Genomic DNA, 17,527 nt, shown 5'->3' with positions numbered 1-17,527 from the left:
GGGCCATGGGCAGGGTCAGTGGCCGGCGTCCTCCCAGGTGCGCCCGACGCCCACGGAGACCTCCAGCGGCACGCGCAGGTGGTAGGCGGCGTTCATCTGGTCGCACACGAGCTGCGTGAGCGGCTCCAGCTCGCCGGGCGCCACCTCGAACACCAGCTCGTCGTGGACCTGCAGCAACATCCGGGAGGCCAGCCCCTCCTCGCCGAGCGCCTGGCGCACGTGCAGCATGGCGACCTTGATGATGTCGGCCGCCGAGCCCTGGATGGGGGCGTTGAGCGCCATGCGCTCGGCCATCTCGCGGCGCTGGCGGTTGTCGCTGGTGAGGTCGGGGAGGTAGCGGCGGCGGCCCATGATGGTCTCGGTGTAGCCGTCGGCGCGGGCCTGCTGGACGATGGCGTGCAGGAAGTCGCGCACGCCGCCGAACTCGGTGAAGTATTCCTCCTTCAGCGCCCGCGCCTCGGCCACCGGGATGTTGAGCTGCTGGGCCAGCCCGAAGTCGGACAGGCCGTAGGCCAGGCCGTAGTTCATCGCCTTGATGCGGGCGCGCAGCTCGCCGTCGATCTGCTCGGGCGGCAGGTCGAACACGCGGGCGGCGGTGGCCTGGTGGAAGTCGTGGCCCGACTCGAACGCCTCGATCAGCGACTCGTCGCCCGACAGGTGGGCCATGATGCGCAGCTCGATCTGGCTGTAGTCGGCCGTCAGCAGCGTCTCGTAGCCCTCGCCGACCACGAAGCCCTGCCGGATGCGGCGGCCCTCGGCGGTGCGGATCGGGATGTTCTGCAGGTTGGGCTTCTCCGACGACAGCCGGCCCGTGGCGGCCATGGTCTGGTTGAACGTGGTGTGGATGCGCCCGTCGTCGGCGATCTCCTTGATCAGGCCCTCGACGGTGATGCGGAGCTTGGCCTGGTCGCGGTGGCGCAGCATGATCGTGGGGAGCTCGTGCTCGGTCTGGGTGGCCAGCCAGGCGAGCTGGTCGGCGTCGGTGCTCCAGCCGGTCTTGATCTTCTTCGTCTTGGGCAGGTTGAGCCGGACGAAGAGGATCTCCTGCAGCTGTTTGGGCGACCCGAGGTTGAACTGCTCGCCGACCGAGCGGTGCGCCTCCTCCACGGCGTGCTTGACGGCGGCGCCGAACTCGGCCTCGAGGCCCGCGAAGTATTCGCTGTCGACGGCGATGCCGGCGCGCTCCATCTCGGCCAGCACCGACAGCAGCGGCAGCTCCACGTCGGTCATGAGCTGGGTGCCGCCCCTCCCGGCCAGGAAGCTCTCCAGGGAGTCGGCCAGCTCGCGCACGGCGTGGGCGCGCAGCGCGAGATCCTTGGCCGGCGCGTCCTCGTCGTCGCCGAACAGCGCGGCCTGCCCGTCGGGCTCCTCCTCGGCGCGCAGGTCGCGGTTGAGGTAGCGCCTGGCCAGGTCTTCCAGGGCGAACGTGCGCTGCCCCGGCATGGCGAGGTAGGCGGCCAGCGCGGTGTCGCAGCTCAGGCCGCGCAGCTCCATGCCCTGCGCCCAGAGGGCCAGGATGGGACCCTTGGCGTCGTGGACGGCCTTGGGGCGGGCGTCGTCGCCGAGCCAGGCGCGCAGGGCCGTCTCGTCGGCCTCGGTGAGCTTGACGAGGTCGATGTGGGCGGCCGTGCCGTCGGGCGAGGCGATGGCGACGGCGTCGACGCGCCCGCCGCCGCTGCCGTAGGAGCCCTTGAACGCCAGGCCCGCGCGGCCGGCGGGCAGCGCCGACAGCCAGCCCGCGACGCGGTCGGGGCCGAGCAGCACGGTCTCCACCTCGAAGCCCTGCTCGGGCTCCTGCTCGCCGGTGCCGAGCACCTTGAACACCCGCTCGCGCAGCTCGCCGCGGATCTGCAGGGTGTCGAACAGTTTGTTGATCTCCTCGCGCTCCCACGTGCCCTGGCTGAGCGCGCCGGGCTCGACCTCCAGCGGGACGTCGCGCAGCAGCTCGGTGAGCCGGCGGTTCATCAGCACCTGGGCGACGTGCTCGCGCAGCTTGTCGCCGACCTTGCCCTTGACCTCGTCGACCCGGTCGACCAGCGCGGTCAGCGAGCCGAACTCGCGCACCCACTTGGCCGCGGTCTTCTCCCCCACGCTCGGGATGCTCAGCAGGTTGTCGCTGGGGTCGCCGCGCAGTGCCGCGAAATCAGGGTATTGAGCGGGCGTCAGGCCGTATTTCTCCTGGACCGCCTCGGGCGTGAACCTGGTCATGTCGCTGATGCCGCGCCGGGTCATCAGAACGGTGACGTTCGCGTCGACCAGCTGGAGCGCGTCGCGGTCGCCGGTGACGATCAGGACGTTCATCCCCTCCGCCGAGGCGCGGGTGGCCAGCGTGGCGATGAGGTCGTCGGCCTCGAAGCCCGCCTTGGACAGCCGCGGGATGCGCAGCGTGTCGAGCAGCTCGAAGATCAGCTGCATCTGCCCGCGGAAGTCTTCCGGCGTCTCGCTCCTGTTGGCCTTGTAGTCGGAGTATTCCTCATGGCGGAACGTCGGCTCCGACCTGTCGAAGGCCACCGCCACGTGGGTCGGCTGCTCGTCGCGCAGGATGTTGGTCAACATCGAGGTGAACCCGTAGACCGCCTCGGTGTGCTGACCGTCGGTGGTCATCAGGTTGGCGTCCTTGAGCGCGTAGAACGCGCGATAGGCCAGGGAATGCCCGTCAAGCAGCAACAGGCACGGGCGGCTGGGGGTCACTTCACTCTTCGGCACACCCGCAGCCTAGTCTGCGTCTGCGACAGAAAACCTGAGCTCGGAAGAGTGGAGGCGTCCCTTTGACACAGACCAACCCCATGGATGCGGCGATGGTCGGCGACATGCACGCGGGCACGCTTCCCGAGCGGATGGGCGTCGAGTTCCTCGAGGCCACGCCGGAGCGGGTGACGGGCCGGATGCCGGTCGAGGGCAACACGCAGCCGTACGGGCTGCTGCACGGCGGGGCGTCTGTGGTGCTGGCCGAGACCCTGGGCTCGGTGGCGGCGGCGATCCACGCGGGGCCCGACCGCATCGCCGTGGGCATCGAGATCAGCGCCACCCACCACCGCCCCGCGACCTCCGGCCATGTGACCGGCGTCGCGACCAGATTGCACGCGGGCCGGACGCTGGCGACGTACGACATCGTGATCAGTGACGAGCAGGGGCGTCGCGTGTGCACCTCGCGCCTCACCTGCATGCTGCGCGACCGCTGACACACCGGCCACTTGCGCGCAGCCTTTGCGCGCGCCCCCCGCGGGTCGCTACGGTTGACCGGACAGAGCCCCGCGGGGAGGCTCAGTAGAAAACGTGTACGGCCGGGGAAGCCTTACACGGCCCCAAAGGCCACCCCGCGGGCTCGTCAACATCCACAGACGATCGTTATTCCATCGTTTTCCCCACGTGCCAGGCGTCTCCCCTGATTTAGCCCCTGACCTGCCTCGTTGGTTCCTCACATCAGTGACACACACATGTCACTAATTGGTGACGAACGATACTGAAACGGGCGCACCCAGAATAAGCTCCCGCCATTGCATTCCAGTTGTGCCTGCGATGCGCGCGTGTCGAGATGGAGGGGCACAACCCCGCCTTGACCTATTTTCGAGGGAGCACCATTGCGCAGAGCCGTGATCGCGTTCACGGCCTTCCTGGGTGGACTCATCTTCCTGCTCGCCGGTCCGGCCCACGCGGGGCCGGCCGACTGCCAGGGCTTGAGGGGAACACTCAACTTCCAAGGCCAGCCAGTGAACGGCGCCAGAATCTCCGTGACCACCGAGGACGGCAAACCCGTCTCGGAGGCCACCACCGACGCTCAGGGCAAGTGGGATGTCCAGGTCGAGGATCCAGGCAGATACAAGGTCACCCTGGATCCCGGCAGCCTGCCGCAGAACGCCGAGCCGCGGGGCGGCACGAACGTCCGCACGCTGAGCGTCCATGAGGGCAACTGCTCCACCGCCCTCTTCCCCCTCCAGCCGAAGGGCGGCGGCCAGGACCAGGGGCAGCAGAGCGACAACGACAGCGCGTTCTGGACCCGCGCCGCGCAGCTCACCTTCGAGGGCTTCAACCTCGGCCTGATCATCGCCCTGGCCGCGCTCGGCCTCTCGCTCATCTACGGCACGACCGGCCTGACCAACTTCGCCCACGGCGAGCTGGTCACCCTCGGCGCGATCCTCGCCTACGGGTTCAACGCGGGAATGGGCCTCGGCCTCATCCCCGCCGCCGCCATCGCCGTCATCGTCGCCGGCCTGCTCGGCTATCTGCAGGACCGCTTCTTCTGGGGGCAACTGCGCAGGCGCGGCACCGGCATCATCGCCATGATGATCATCTCGATCGGCGTCGCGCTCTTCCTGCGCTACCTGTTCCTCATCGTCTTCGGCGGCCAGACCGAGGCGTACACCGAGTACAACGCCCAGCCCGGCGTGCAGGTGGGGCCGATCTCGGCCGCGCCGAAGAACTTCGTCGCCATGGGCATCGAGCTGGTCGTGCTGATCATCGTCGGCATCGCCCTGCTGCGCACCCGCACCGGCAAGGCGGCGCGCGCGGTCGCCGACAACCCGGCGCTCGCGGCGTCGTCCGGCATCAACGTCGACCGGGTCGTCCGGATCATCTGGACCTCGGGCGGCGCCATCGCCGCACTCGCGGGCATCATGCTCGGCCTCTCCCAGAACCTGAAATACACGATGGGGCAGGAGATGCTCCTGCTCATCTTCGCCGGCGTGACGCTCGGCGGGCTCGGCACCGCGTTCGGCGCGCTGATCGGGTCGCTGGTGGTCGGCCTGTTCATCCAGGTCTCGACACTGTGGGTGCCGCCGGAGCTCAAGAGCGTCGGGGCGCTGGCCGTTCTCATCATCGTGCTCCTCGTCCGGCCGCAGGGCATCCTCGGCCGCCGCGAGCGGATCGGCTGATCGGGGGAGGATCAGAATGGACTGGATCACGATCTTCAGCACCACCATCAAGTCCGCGGTCGGCGTGGAGACAGTGCTGTACGGCATCGCCGCCATCGGTCTCAACATCCACTTCGGCTACACCGGGCTGCTCAACTTCGGCCAGGCCGCGTTCATGGGCGTGGCCGGTTACGGTCTGGCGGTCACCGTCGTCGTCCTCGGCATGCCGTTCTGGGTCGGCATCATCTTCGGCCTGATCGCGGCGGTGATCCTGGCGTTCCTGCTGGGCATACCGACGCTGCAGCTGCGCGCCGACTATCTGGCCATCGTCACCATCGCGGCGGCCGAGATCGTCCGGCTCGTCTTCCGCTCGGTGCAGTTCAAGGACGTCTTCGGCGGCTCCGACGGCCACCGCGGCTTCACCGAGGGCTTCTACGCTCTCAACCCCTACCCCGCGGGAAACTACGGCTTCAACCTCGGCCCCATCCCGCTGTTCTTCAACCACCGCACGATGTGGGTGATCACCGTCGGCTGGGTGCTGATCGCCCTGGCCTGCCTCATGGTCCACCTGCTGATGAAGAGTCCGTGGGGCCGCGTGCTCAAGGCCATCCGCGAGGACGAGGACGCCGTGCGCAGCCTGGGCAAGAGCGTCTTCTCCTACAAGATGCAGGCGCTGGTGCTGGGCGGCGTCATCGGCTGCATGGGCGGCTTCATCTACGGTCTGGGCTATGCCTCGGTGCAGCCTGACGTGTTCGGCACCGAGACGACGTTCTACATGTACACGATGGTCATCCTCGGCGGCGCGGCCCGCGTGCTCGGCCCGGTCATCGGCTCGATGCTCTTCTGGGTCCTGCTCGTGCTCATCTACGGCGTGCTCTCCGAGGCCGTCCGCGTGGGGTACATCACCTTCATGGACACCAACCAGGTCGGCGCCCTGCGCTGGATCCTGGTCGGCGCCGGTCTGATCCTGTTGCTTGTCTACCGGCCACAGGGCATCTTCGGTGACAAGAGGGAGATCGCAATCGATGCACGCTGAGACCATGAGCACCGACCGCAAGGCCGCCGCCCTGGCCGCCTTCAAGGACCTGGCGCGCGATCCGGGCGTGCCCAAGCCCGACCCCATCCTCGTGGTGGACCGCGTCGTCCGCCGCTTCGGCGGCCTGACCGCCGTCGACGTCGGCCACGTGGAGATCCAGCGGGGCTCCATCACGGCGCTGATCGGCCCCAACGGCGCCGGCAAGACCACGTTCTTCAACCAGCTCACCGGGTTCGACAAGGCCGACGCCGGCTCGTGGACGTTCAACGGGCGGTCCATGAACGGCGTTCCCGCCCACAAGGTGGCCAGAAGCGGCATGGTCCGCACCTTCCAGCTCACCAAGGCGCTGTCGCGCCTGACGGTGCTGGAGAACATGCGCCTCGGCGCCCAGAGGCAGAAGGGCGAGAACTTCTGGCAGGCGCTCGTGCCGCGCCTGTGGCGTGCCCAGGAGGACGAGATCACCGAGCGGGCCGAGGAATTGCTGGCCCGCTTCAAGCTCGACGCCAAGCGCGACGACTTCGCCGGATCGTTGTCCGGCGGCCAGCGCAAGCTGCTGGAGATGGCCCGCGCGCTCATGGTCAACCCCGAACTGGTCATGCTCGACGAACCCATGGCGGGCGTCAACCCGGCGCTGACCCAGTCGCTGCTCGGCCACGTCAAGGACCTGCGCGAGCAGGGCATGACGGTGCTGTTCGTGGAGCACGACATGGACATGGTCCGCGACATCAGCGACTGGGTGATCGTCATGGCCCAGGGCGCGGTCATCGCCGAGGGCCCGCCCTCGACGATCATGTCCGACGAGCGGGTGATCGACGCCTACTTGGGCGCCCACCACGACGCGCCCCTGTCCGAGGGCGAGCTGGAGGCCCAGCTGCACGAGGCTGAGGCGGCGCTGGAGGCCGAGATCGAAGAGGAGACGCAGAAGTGAACGCCGGCGCAGAGTCGAAGGCGGCCGTCACCGACCGCAGCGCGCATCTGGAAGGCGCCGAGGACGCCGTGCTCCGGTGCGACGAGCTGATCGCCGGCTACCTGCCGGGCGTCAACATCCTCAACGGCTCCGACCTCTACGTCAAGGACGGCGAGCTGATCGGCATCATCGGCCCCAACGGCGCCGGGAAGTCGACGCTGCTCAAGGCCATGTTCGGGCTGGTCAACATCCGCAGCGGAACGGTGCTGCTCAAGGGTGAGAACATCACGAACATGAAGGCGCACACGCTGGTCGCCCGCGGGGTGGGCTACGTCCCGCAGACCAACAACGTCTTCCCCAGCCTCACCATCGAGGAGAACCTCGAGATGGGCGCCTTCCAGACACCGGGGAAGTTCAAGGAGCGCTTCGCGTTCGTCGCCGAGTTGTTCCCCGCGCTCAAGGAACGGCGCAAGCAGCGCGCCGGATCCCTGTCCGGCGGCGAGCGGCAGATGGTGGCGATGGCCAGGGCCCTGATGACCGAGCCCTCGGTGCTGCTGCTCGACGAGCCGTCCGCCGGCCTGTCGCCCAAGCTGCAGGACCTGGTCTTCATCCAGGCCCAGCAGATCAACAAGGCGGGCGTGACGGTCATCATGGTGGAGCAGAACGCGCGCCGCTGCCTGCAGATCTGCCACCGCGGCTATGTCCTCGACCAGGGCCGCAACGCCTACACCGGCACCGGGCGGCAGCTCGCCAACGACCCCAAGGTCATCGAGCTCTACCTCGGCACGCTGGCCAAGGCGTAGATCCGGCGATCGTTCGCGAGAACGGCGAAAGGGCTCCCCGTGAGCCCCTTCGCCGTTCTTTAATGATCGATGTGAAACGTTTGGCGACAGTCGCGCTCATGCTCCCCGTCCTGCTCGTCGGCTGCCAGGACGCCGCCTCGTCGGCGGGGAAGTACAGCACCGGAGGCGATCCCACCGACAGCCCCTGCGCCCGCGTGGTGTCCGCCATCGGGTACGCGGGCCTCATGCTGGGTCCGAAGGGCCAGGAGGACCGCCAGCACTTCGAGGACGCCCTGACCGGCCGCCTGGCGGAGGTGCACGGCATCACGCGGGAGTTCGGCGGCCGGCTGCCCGGCTCGCTGAGCGGGGCCGTGGAGACCGTCGAGACGACGACCGCGGGGCTGTCCAGGAACGACGTGCCGCGCGAGCGGCGGGTGGCGCTGCTGAAGCGCTACCGCGCGGCCGCCGACCGCATCGTGGCCGGCTGCGCATGAAAAGGAGAAGGGCCCGGTCCTGACGACCGGGCCCTTCTCCGTCACGCGCGTGCCGGTCAGCCCTCGATGTTGCCGGTGCGGTACTCCAGCGCCTTGACCGGGTACTTGTTGTCGTCGGCGTACTGGTAGATGCCGATGGTGGCGACCGCCGGGTCACCGGCGTCGTTGAACTCGACCGGGCCGCTGACGCCGTCGTAGTCGATGTCCTTGCCGGCCTTCAGCAGGTCGACGCACTCCTTGAAGTTCTTGCACTTCTCGCCGCCCTTGCTGACCTCGGCCAGCTTGGCCGCGATGTCGGCGCCCGCGTCGCTCTTGGCGGCCTCGGCGGCCAGCGCGATCAGGTTGGCCGCGTCGTACGACTCGGGAGCGTAGGTGTAGTCCTCGAGCTTGGGGTCGACCTCGAGGAGGTTCTTCCTGAACGCGTCGGGAGCCGAGGCGCCGGGGTAGGTGCCCTTGACGCCCGTGAGCGTGCCCTTGGGCATCTTCTCGTAGTTGGTGTTCGACATGTTGCCGTCGACCATGTACCACTTGTGCTTGCTGGCCGGCATGCCCTGCTTGACGAGCTCGCCGATGACCTTCGCGGTCTCCTCGAAGCCGATGAGGACGATGCCCTTCGGGTTCTTCGCCTTGATCTTGGCGACGTCGGCGGAGAAGTCGGGCGCCTTCGGGTCGTAGTCGACCCGCTCGACCACCTGGGCGCCGGCGTCGGTGACGGTCTTCTCCACCTGGTCGGCCAGGCCGGTGCCGTACGAGTCCTGCATCGCCATGATGGCGACCGTGTCGTTGCCGTCGGACACCACGAGGTCGCCCAGCACGCGGCCCTGCAGCTTGTCCGGCGGCGCGGTGCGGAAGTAGAGGCCGTTGTCCTTGATCGTGGTGAACTTGTCGGAGGTGTTGGCGGGCGAGAAGTGCACCACGCCGGCACCCGTGATCTTGTCGATCACCGACTCCGACACCGACGACGACGCGGCGCCGATGATGGCGTCGGCCTTCTGCGCCAGCAGCTTGTCCACCGACTGGGAGGCGATGTTGGTCGTCGTGTCACCCGAGTCGGTGTCGAACTTCTCGACAGGCTTGCCAAGCACTCCGCCGGCCTCGTTGATCTCCTTGAGCGCGAGATCGACCCCGGCGAACTCGGGCGGGCCGAGGAAGGCCAGCGAGCCGGTCTGGGGCAGCAGCGTGCCGAGGGTGAGAGTGCCGTCACCCTTCGCCGCGGCCGGGGCCGACGAGGATGAGGCGGGCGCGGCACTTTCGGAGGTTTGCGTGGCCGTGTCGCCGCCACCACCGCAGGCTGTCAGGGCCAGGCTGGTGGCAGCCGCGACAGCCAGCGCCCGTCCCACGGGAGCAATGCGGATCATGAAGTGTCTCCTTCATTTCAGGCCGGGGATCCGTCAGCACCGCCGAACGTTCCCGATCGAATGACGGAAACGTACAAAACTGTCGCATGCTCCAACCAGATGCCGCGAGGAACTGTCGGCACTTGGATGCGGAGTCGTAATCAGTCCTCAACTTACGGGACCTGCGGAAGCAGGCTTAATGTGCGTCAGGTGATGCGTAACACCACATTCTTGGCCGCGGTGGCCCTTCTCGCCGGGTGCGGTTCCAGCGGGCCGTCTCCCGCGGCTGTCTCGGGCCCGCCCGCCGGCGTCTCCGTCACGCTCGGGCAATGGCGTTCCGACGAACCGGCACACCGGCTTCAGGTGGCCGTGCGCAACACCCGCGACACCCCCGTCTATTTCGCCGACGTCCAGCTGGTGACGCCGTCTTTCCGTACGGTGCCCGCGAGCCAGGCCCGCGCCGCCATCGGCAGGACCGAGCGCACCGACCTGCCCATCCCGTACGGCGCCGCCAACTGCTCGCCCGGCGGCCTGCCCCAGGTGCGGCCCGCCACCGTCGTGGCCCATCTCCGCACCGGCGCGGAGCCGCTGCGCAAGGTCGCCTTCGAGCTGCCCCATCCCGACCCGCTGCTGGCCAGGCTGCTGCGCGACGAGTGCTCGGAGTTCCTCATCAAGCAGGCGGTGAACATCACGTTCGGCCCGGAATGGACGGAGTCCGGCAAGGTCATGCGCGGCGACCTGGTCGTCACCCGGCGCGGCGCGGGAGCGGTGACGCTGGCCGCCATGGGCGGCACGACGCACTACAACGTCGCCTACGACGGCCGGCGCCTGGGCCTGCTGCGGGCCACGGAGCAGCGCCTTGAGGTGCCGATCGAGCTCACCCCCGCACGCTGCGACGGCCACGCGTTCGGCGAGGCCAAGAAGGCCTTCCAGTTCCCCGTGCGGGCCGGCATCGACGGGGGCGAGGAGCGGGTGGTCGTCGTGGCCCCGCCCAAGCCGCTGCAGGACCGCCTGATCGGCTACGCGTTCAGGGCGTGCGGCTTCGGCCGCTGAGCGACCCGCCGCACGCGGGGTCGCTCAGCGGCCGGATCCGCAGGGTCAGCCCTCGATGTTGCCGGTGCGGTACTCCAGCGCCTTGGTGTCGTAGGTGTTGTTCTCGCCGTACTGGTAGATGCCGATGGTGGCGACCGCCGGGTCACCGGCGTCGTTGAACTCGACCGGGCCGCTGACGCCCTCGTAGTCGATGTCCTTGCCCTCCTTCAGCAGGGCGGCGCACTCCTCGAAGTTCTTGCACTTCTCGCCGCCCTTGCTGACCTCGGCCAGCTTGGCCGCGATCGACGCGCCGGAGTCGTCCTTCGCCGCCTCGGCGGCCAGGGCGATCAGGTTCGCCGCGTCGTACGACTCCGCCGCGTACGTGAAGTCGTCGAGCTCGGCGTTGAGCTTCTTGAGCTTCTTCCTGAAGTCGTCAGGGGCCTCGGCGCCCGGGATGGTGCCCTTGACGCCCGTGAGCGTGCCCTTGGGCATCTTCACGTAGTTGGTGTTCGACATGTTGCCGTCCACCATGTACCACTTGACCTTGTCGGCCGACAGGCCCTGCTTGACCAGCTCCGCGATGACCTTGGCGCCCTCCTCGAAGCCGATCAGCACGACCGCCTTCGGGTTCTTCGCCTTGATCCGCGCCACGTCGGCGGAGAACTCCGGCGCCTTCGGGTCGTAGTCGACCCGCTCCACGACGCTCGCCCCCGCCTCCTCGGCGGTCTTGGTGACCTGGTCGGCCAGGCCGGAGCCGTAGGAGTCCTGCATGGCCAGGATGCCGATGGTGTCGTTGCCGTCGGCGGCGATCAGGTCGCCCAGCACGCGGCCCTGCAGCTTGTCCGGCGGCGCGGTGCGGAAGTAGAGGCCGTTGTCCTTGATCGTGGTGAACGCGTCGGAGGTGTTGGCCGGCGAGAACTGCACCACGCCTGCGCCCGTGACCTTGTCGATGATCGACTCCGACACGGACGACGACGCCGCGCCCACGATCGCGTCCACCTTCTGCGCCAGCAGCTTGTCCACCGACTGCGACGCGATGTTGGTCGTCGTGTCACCCGAGTCGGTGTGGACCGTCTTGACCGGCTTGCCGAGCACGCCCCCGGCGTCGTTGATCTCCTTGACGGCCTGGTCGACGCCGGCGAACTCGGGCGGGCCGAGGAAGGCCAGCGAGCCGGTCTGCGGCAGCACCGTGCCGAGGGTCAGCGTGCCGTCGCCCTTCGCCGCGGGTGCCGAGGACGCGGCGGACGACGCCGGCGCGGACTGCTGCGCCGACGTGTCGTCGCCACCGCCGCCGCCACAGGCCGTCAGAGCCAGGCTCGCCGCGGCCGCGACGGCCAGCAGACGTCCCGCTGGAGCAATGCGGATCATAAAGAAGACTCCCCCAATCTCAGCGAAGGAACGTCCCCTTCGCCGGGTTCTCCGAGCTCAGCATGCCGCTCGAATGGCACACCAGGGAGTTGTTACGCGACTTTTATACTGATTCGTAATGTCCCAAATACCCATAGTAATGGGATGTTCCACCACAGTTACGGACACTTCACACAAAGAACGGCCCTGACCCGAAATTTCGGGTCAGGGCCGGAATGATGGGGAAGGTGGGACGTGAGGGAATGCGGAGGCCGCGCCATGACAGCGCCCTGACCGCGGCCCGCCCCGACGGCTAGGACGCGACCGGGCACACCGCGTGGTGCGGGCGCCTCAGCCCCGCTCGGCCGCGTCGTCCATAACGATCTGAGCAACCTCGCGCATGCTCAGCCGCCGGTCCATCGACGCCTTCTGGATCCACCGGAAGGCCTGGGGCTCGCTCCAGCCGTGCTGCGTCATCAACCGCCCCTTGGCGCGCTCGACCAGCTTCCGTGTCTCAAGCCGCTCCGACAGGTTGGACACCTCGGCGGCCAGCGCCACCATCTCCTCGTGCCTGCTGACCGCCATCTCGATGGCCGGCACCAGGTCCGCCTTCGTGAACGGCTTGACCAGATAGGCCATCGCCCCCGCGTCCCTGGCGCGTTCGACCAGGTCACGCTGGGAGAAGGCGGTCAGGATGAGGCACGGCGCGATGCGCTCGCCCACGATGCGCTCGGCCGCGGATATGCCGTCGAGCACGGGCATCTTGACGTCGAGAATGACGAGGTCGGGTTTCAGCTCGGCAGCCAGCCGGATCGCCTGCTCGCCGTCACCGGCCTCGCCCACGACGACGTAGCCGTCCTCCTGGAGCATCTCCTTGAGGTCAAGGCGGATCAGGGCCTCGTCTTCCGCGATCACTACTCGCCGCTGCGTACTCACGAGCGCAAGAGTACAGACGTCCGGTAGATTAGATCCACGCTGGCACCCGTTGCTGATCATCTTCAGCGGTGGAGCGCGGCGTTGATCCGGACAAGTCCGGAAAATCAGCCGGAATGATGGAATGGCAGACATGGACGCCTCAAAAGCGTCTGCTCGAAAGGGCGTGCGGGTTCGAATCCCGCTTCCGGCACCTCATCCACGCGCGACGGCTCCATCCGCTGGAGTCGGCTCCCCTCCGTGCAGGCCCGGCCCTTGCACATCGCCTGCGCCGCCGGCGGGCCCGTCCTCGTGCAGGAACGTGCCGGCGCCCGCGAGCCGTCCACCCGATCAGCACGGGCCGCGTGATGCGGAGGCCGGGGTGCGGGCACCGTCCGGCCGTCATCCGGGCTGCTGGGGATGGGCATATCGGGTGCCCTAAACTGGCGCGCTGACAGGGACGCATGATCATTGGAGTGCCGCATGGCTACGCTCTCCGGGCAGGATGACGATCGCGAGATCATGGCCGCGATCGACGGCAAGGTCGACCAGATGGTGCGGGAGTCCTTGGCGGCACGGGATCGCGATCGGGTGATCGCCGGGGTCGGCGAGAGCGACGACGGGATGATCAGGGCGAAGGCCGACGCCGACGGCGCGATCGTTTCGCTCGCTCTCGATCCCCGCGTGATGCGGCGCGAGGCGGACCGTCTCGCCGAGGATGTGGCCGCGGTGCTCAGCGCGGCGCAACGGGACGCGCGGGAGCAGGCGCGCGAGATCCTGGACGGCGCCGCCCTTTCCTCGATCACGTCCGACCGGCTCGGCGAGAGCCTGGCGACCGACAGGGACGGGCGGGCGGTGAGCGACGTTCTCCGCCGCCTCCTGGAGATGTCCGGCTCCGGCGCCGAGGCGGACGAGGACGAGCGCCGGGTGCCCGATGTCCTGGAGAAGCGGTACGACGAGCTGGAGAGCCTGGTCGGCACGGGCACGAATGCGTCCGGGCACGTCACGGCGACCGCGGACGCGCACGGACGCGTCCGCGAGATCAGCATCGGGGCCCGTGCCATGCGGCTGGACAGTCACGTGCTGGCGGAGGAGGTCCTGGCAGCCGTCCGCGACGCCCGGCGCGAGGTCGTCGCGAAGGCGGAGGAGAAGGTGGTCGACGCCCTCCCGGATCTCGATCCCGAGGCCGGCATCGACGTCGTGACCCAGGATGGCCCCCCGCGCCGGTGACCCGGGACGGCGCCTCGTGTCACGCCGGTGAGGCGCCGTCCCGGTTTCGTCCCTAGGAGACCTCCTCCTTCTTGAGTTCCGGGATCACCAGTTGCTGGCCTGGGGACAGGTGGCCCTGGTCGATGCCGTCGAGATGCCAGTTGGCCTGCTGGAGGAGCGACACGTAGCGCTCGCTGCCGTATTCGCGCTGAGCGATCGCCGACAGCGTGTCGCCGCCCTGCACCGTGTGCGTGGTGGCGCCGACCGGTTGCCTGGAGCCGGATCGCGGCGGTTCGCCGTTGGAGCCGTGATCCCAGTTCCGGTAGTCGGGGATGTTCAGGTCGACGGGCTCGCTCTGGCCGCGGGGCACCAGGGTGTAGTTGATCGTTCCGGGAATAAGGCCGAGGATACGGTTTTTCCAGAAGGGGTCCATATTGAGGAAGGCGTTGACCGGCCCGATCTGCCTGGCCCGGTAGGTGAGGCTGTCCTTCGGGAGCCAGATCCTGGTGCCGTCCTTGAACTTTAGCTGGGCGAGATGGTTCCCGGGCAGAGCTCGTCCGTAGCGGACGTTGGTGGCCGACATCGCACGGCTCGCGTCGATGGGGTAGACCTTATTGAGTCCCCATTTGTCCGCCTTGCGCCAGGCGAGGTGCTTCAGGCCCGTCGCGTCACGGAGCAGTCCGTAGGTTCCCAAGCCGAAAGCCGCGCTGACGCCTCCGACGATGAGGCCGTCCTTGAGCGCGGCGCCGAAGCCCTTCTTCTCGTAGATCATGCTCAGGAGGGTGGCGGCGCCGACGTTGACCCCGAATTCGGTCATCACACCGAACGTCTTGGGGTTGGTCTGCGCGAATCTGGTGACCGCACCGATGTTCTTCACGAGCGCGAAGCCGCCGCCGAGGCCGAACAGGAAGGTCAGCGTGCCCAGCATGCTCGGGGAAACCGAGAAGGCCGAGACGAACGAGGAGAGACTCAGGATGTCCCCGCTCCTGAACCAGTTCGCCAGCGAGGAGTTGACATAGTTGGCGCCGGCGACGCCGAGCCCGTTCTTCAGGAATCCGCCCAGCACAGGGCCGCGTCCGGCCACGGTCGACCCGAACGCCTTGCCCAGCAGTCTTAGCCTGGCGCGCAGGAGTTTGATCATCTGCATGGCGCGCTGCCTGAGCCGCTTGACCATCCTCACGAGGAAGGCGCGCACCGCCGGATTGAGGATCGCCGCTCCGGCCATGATGACGCCGATCGCCGCGAGCGTCTGCAGGGTGCGCTTGACGAGGTACTTGGACCTCTGGGTCTCCTCGACGGCGGTGCCGAGGATCTCGGCGGAGTGTTCGGAGCGCGCCGCCCACTGTTCCAGGGTCTGGGCCTGGTCTGTCCCGCCGCCGGAAGGGTTGACGTATCTCGTCCAGGCCGCGTGGTAGGTCTGGGCGGCGTCTCCGCCCCATCGCGCCTTCTCGACCTCGTCCTCGACCGCGTCGATGTCGGGTTGCAGCGCCCGGAGCCGACGGGCCGTGTCCTCGCACGCCTGCTGCATCTCGAGGAGCTTGCGCTCGTAGTCGTCGCCGAGGCCCAGCAGGTCGAGTGTCGCGTTGAACGTCACGGACATGGTGCCGGGATCGGGGAGCTCGACGGTCTCACGGATGGGGGGCGGGTCGTCGGGCGGGAGGAGCCGCTCGCTCCAGCCGTAGTTGGCCGCGGAGTACTTCAGGTTGCTGCCGCAGTTGCTCAGAGCGCTGGCACGCCGGTACATGGAGTCGGACAGGTCGCCGAAGAACTGGTTGTAGCCGCTGGCGAGTTCCGCCGCGCCGTCCTGGATCAGGGCGTACGTGTTGACGTCGCCCTTCGCGTGTGTGACGAACGACCTGCGGATCCCTACGAGGCTCTCGCCGGCGTCCTGGCTTCTCAACCCCGCCCGCTTGAGATGCTCAAGACCCTCCGGACCGGCGTAGCTGAAACCACTACTGGCCATGCACTTCCTTATTGACTTTGACGACGTGTCCGCTCGACGGGGTCACCGCCGCGGTCTCATGCCGGCACTGCGCCGCTGAGGAGGAGCGGCTTGTTGGGCCATAATCCGCTAGACATTAGTTGATCAGCAATCTTTCGGTCAACTGATCTTTTAGTAGCTGACGTCGGTCGTTTCACGACATTTCCTACATGTCGCAGCCCATCCAGTGGCGAACATGATCGTCGCACGCTTATCTTTTAGGTTAGGCTTACCTAATTAGACTCACCACAGGAGGCGCACATGCGGGTTGCGATGTTCGGCTACCAGACCTGGGGACACCGTACGTTGCAGGCACTGCTGGAATCCGGCCACGACGTGGTGCTCGCCGTGACGCACCCAAGGAGCGAGCACGCCTACGAGAAGATCTGGGACGATTCGGTGGCCGGTCTGGCGGCCGGGCACGGCGTTCCCGTCCTGCTGCGCGCCAAACCGGACGACGAGCTCGTCACCGCGCTCAAGGAGGCGGCGCCGGACATCATCGTCGCCAACAACTGGCGCACCTGGATCCCGCCGGAGATCTTCGGGCTGCCCCGCCACGGCACGCTGAACGTGCACGACTCGCTGCTGCCCGCCTACGCCGGCTTCTCGCCGCTGATCTGGGCGCTGATCAACGGGGAGGAGGAGGTGGGCGTCACCGCTCACCTCATGGACGAGGAGCTGGACGCCGGCGACATCGTGCTGCAGCGCGCCGTGCGCGTCGGGCCTTCGGACACGGCCACGGACCTGTTCCACAGGACCGTCGCGCTGATCGGCCCGATCGTGCGGGACGCGCTCGCGCTGATCGAGAGCGGCCGGGCAGCCCCGGTCGCCCAGGACCGGTCGAAGGCGAGCTTCTTCCACAAACGGTCCGTCGAGGACAGCCGCATCGTCTGGACCTGGCCTGCCGAGGACATCGAGCGGCTGGTGCGCGCGCAGTCCGACCCGTACCCGAACGCCTTCACGTTCTACAGGGGTGAGCGCATCCGCGTGCTGAGGGCGTCCGTGTCGAAGGGTCTGTACGGAGGCACCCCCGGCCGCGTGTTCATCCGGGAAGGCGACGGAGTGGTCATCGTCGCCGGCCCTGAGGCCCGGAGAGGGCGCGGCCACGGGCTCGTGATCGAGCAGGTCCGCACGGAGTCGGGCGCGGACCTGCCCGCCGCGGAGGTCTTCCGCACGATGGGCGGCTATCTCACCGACCGGTGACCTGGGAGGCCGAGCCGGGGACGGGGGCGGCCGGGTCGGCTCCGAGGCCGACGATCCGGTTGCGCTCGTCGACGTGCACCACGAAGGGTACGTGCGATCCCGCCTGGTCGTCGGCGACATGCCGGAAGGACATGATGATCACCAGGTCTCCGGGGGACACGAGGTGCGCGGCGGCCCCGTTGATGCCGATGACGCCTGAACGCGCCTGGCCTTCGATGGCGTAGGTGACGAGCCGTGACCCGTTGGCGATGTTCACGACATGGACCTGCTCCCCCTCGATGAGCCCGGCCGCGTCCATGAGGACCTTGTCGATGGTGATGGATCCGACGTAGTGGAGGTCGGCCTGGGTCACGGTGGCCCGATGGATCTTCCCGCCGAGCAGGATGCGCTGCATCTTCAGCTCCCATGATCAATATTAGGTAATGCTATCCTAAGTT

Annotated in this window: 15 protein-coding genes and 1 tRNA gene; 10 read left to right on the top strand and 6 right to left on the bottom strand. The window is 68.1% G+C overall.

The window, feature by feature from the left end; genetic code table 11:
• Positions 1-15: 15 nt before the first annotated feature.
• Positions 16-2,706, bottom strand: coding sequence for a DNA polymerase I (polA, locus tag ACZ6SA_RS33825; RefSeq protein ID WP_347642831.1), 2,691 nt, complete (start codon positions 2,704-2,706; stop codon positions 16-18).
• Between the two features lie 92 nt (positions 2,707-2,798).
• On the opposite strand from polA, the gene ACZ6SA_RS33820 reads away from it, so the two are divergent.
• The 6 genes from ACZ6SA_RS33820 to ACZ6SA_RS33795 all read left to right on the top strand — a co-directional run bounded on the left by ACZ6SA_RS33820 (position 2,799) and on the right by ACZ6SA_RS33795 (position 8,069).
• Positions 2,799-3,182, top strand: a complete 384-nt coding sequence (locus ACZ6SA_RS33820; RefSeq protein WP_347643138.1) for a PaaI family thioesterase — start codon at positions 2,799-2,801, stop codon at positions 3,180-3,182.
• A gap of 399 nt (positions 3,183-3,581) precedes the next feature.
• Entirely contained in the window at positions 3,582-4,871 is a 1,290-nt protein-coding gene (locus tag ACZ6SA_RS33815) for a branched-chain amino acid ABC transporter permease (RefSeq protein WP_465832766.1), read from the top strand.
• A 16-nt stretch (positions 4,872-4,887) separates the two neighbouring features.
• A complete protein-coding gene (locus ACZ6SA_RS33810; protein WP_347642829.1) occupies positions 4,888-5,886 on the top strand; it encodes a branched-chain amino acid ABC transporter permease in 999 nt (332 codons plus the stop codon).
• A 4-nt stretch (positions 5,887-5,890) separates the two neighbouring features.
• The gene (locus tag ACZ6SA_RS33805) at positions 5,891-6,814 is read left to right on the top strand and encodes an ABC transporter ATP-binding protein (RefSeq protein ID WP_347642828.1); all 924 of its coding nucleotides are present in this window, start codon (positions 5,891-5,893) and stop codon (positions 6,812-6,814) included.
• Positions 6,811-7,596, top strand: coding sequence for an ABC transporter ATP-binding protein (locus tag ACZ6SA_RS33800; RefSeq protein ID WP_443151688.1), 786 nt, complete (start codon positions 6,811-6,813; stop codon positions 7,594-7,596). The genes ACZ6SA_RS33805 and ACZ6SA_RS33800 overlap by 4 nt, the downstream gene beginning before the upstream one ends.
• Positions 7,597-7,667: 71 nt before the next feature.
• Positions 7,668-8,069 (top strand): hypothetical protein, encoded by a 402-nt coding sequence (locus tag ACZ6SA_RS33795; protein WP_347642827.1) that lies wholly within the window; start codon positions 7,668-7,670, stop codon positions 8,067-8,069.
• Between the two features lie 56 nt (positions 8,070-8,125).
• Here the strand turns inward: ACZ6SA_RS33795 and ACZ6SA_RS33790 are convergent, their stop codons facing one another.
• Positions 8,126-9,427 (bottom strand): ABC transporter substrate-binding protein, encoded by a 1,302-nt coding sequence (locus tag ACZ6SA_RS33790; RefSeq protein ID WP_443151689.1) that lies wholly within the window; start codon positions 9,425-9,427, stop codon positions 8,126-8,128.
• Positions 9,428-9,619: 192 nt separating this feature from the next.
• Here ACZ6SA_RS33790 and ACZ6SA_RS33785 point away from each other — a divergent pair, with 192 nt between their 5' ends.
• The gene (locus ACZ6SA_RS33785) at positions 9,620-10,459 is read left to right on the top strand and encodes a putative periplasmic lipoprotein (RefSeq protein WP_465832762.1); all 840 of its coding nucleotides are present in this window, start codon (positions 9,620-9,622) and stop codon (positions 10,457-10,459) included.
• A gap of 45 nt (positions 10,460-10,504) precedes the next feature.
• On the opposite strand, the gene ACZ6SA_RS33780 is transcribed toward ACZ6SA_RS33785, so the two are convergent.
• Positions 10,505-11,806, bottom strand: a complete 1,302-nt coding sequence (locus ACZ6SA_RS33780) for an ABC transporter substrate-binding protein (protein ID WP_347642824.1) — start codon at positions 11,804-11,806, stop codon at positions 10,505-10,507.
• A gap of 330 nt (positions 11,807-12,136) precedes the next feature.
• Positions 12,137-12,781 carry an ANTAR domain-containing response regulator gene (locus ACZ6SA_RS33775; RefSeq protein WP_347643136.1) on the bottom strand — a complete coding sequence of 215 codons (645 nt, stop codon included), beginning with the start codon at positions 12,779-12,781 and terminating at the stop codon, positions 12,137-12,139.
• Between the two features lie 47 nt (positions 12,782-12,828).
• On the opposite strand from ACZ6SA_RS33775, the gene ACZ6SA_RS33770 reads away from it, so the two are divergent.
• Positions 12,829-12,911: transfer RNA gene (locus tag ACZ6SA_RS33770), tRNA-Leu, on the top strand.
• Positions 12,912-13,180: 269 nt separating this feature from the next.
• On the top strand, positions 13,181-13,927 hold the full coding sequence (locus tag ACZ6SA_RS33765; protein WP_465832760.1) for a YbaB/EbfC family nucleoid-associated protein: 747 nt from the start codon (positions 13,181-13,183) through the stop codon (positions 13,925-13,927).
• Between the two features lie 52 nt (positions 13,928-13,979).
• On the opposite strand, the gene ACZ6SA_RS33760 is transcribed toward ACZ6SA_RS33765, so the two are convergent.
• Positions 13,980-15,869 carry a LysM peptidoglycan-binding domain-containing protein gene (locus ACZ6SA_RS33760; RefSeq protein WP_465832758.1) on the bottom strand — a complete coding sequence of 630 codons (1,890 nt, stop codon included), beginning with the start codon at positions 15,867-15,869 and terminating at the stop codon, positions 13,980-13,982.
• A 279-nt stretch (positions 15,870-16,148) separates the two neighbouring features.
• Here ACZ6SA_RS33760 and ACZ6SA_RS33755 point away from each other — a divergent pair, with 279 nt between their 5' ends.
• Entirely contained in the window at positions 16,149-17,090 is a 942-nt protein-coding gene (locus tag ACZ6SA_RS33755) for a methionyl-tRNA formyltransferase (protein WP_465832756.1), read from the top strand.
• Here the strand turns inward: ACZ6SA_RS33755 and panD are convergent.
• On the bottom strand, positions 17,077-17,484 hold the full coding sequence (gene panD / locus ACZ6SA_RS33750; RefSeq protein WP_443151694.1) for an aspartate 1-decarboxylase: 408 nt from the start codon (positions 17,482-17,484) through the stop codon (positions 17,077-17,079). The two genes, ACZ6SA_RS33755 and panD, sit on opposite strands and share 14 nt — an antisense overlap.
• Positions 17,485-17,527 lie beyond the last annotated feature (43 nt).

This window comes from Nonomuraea sp. NPDC049378, assembly GCF_055586745.1.
This window is presented reverse-complemented; position numbering and strand designations above follow the sequence as displayed.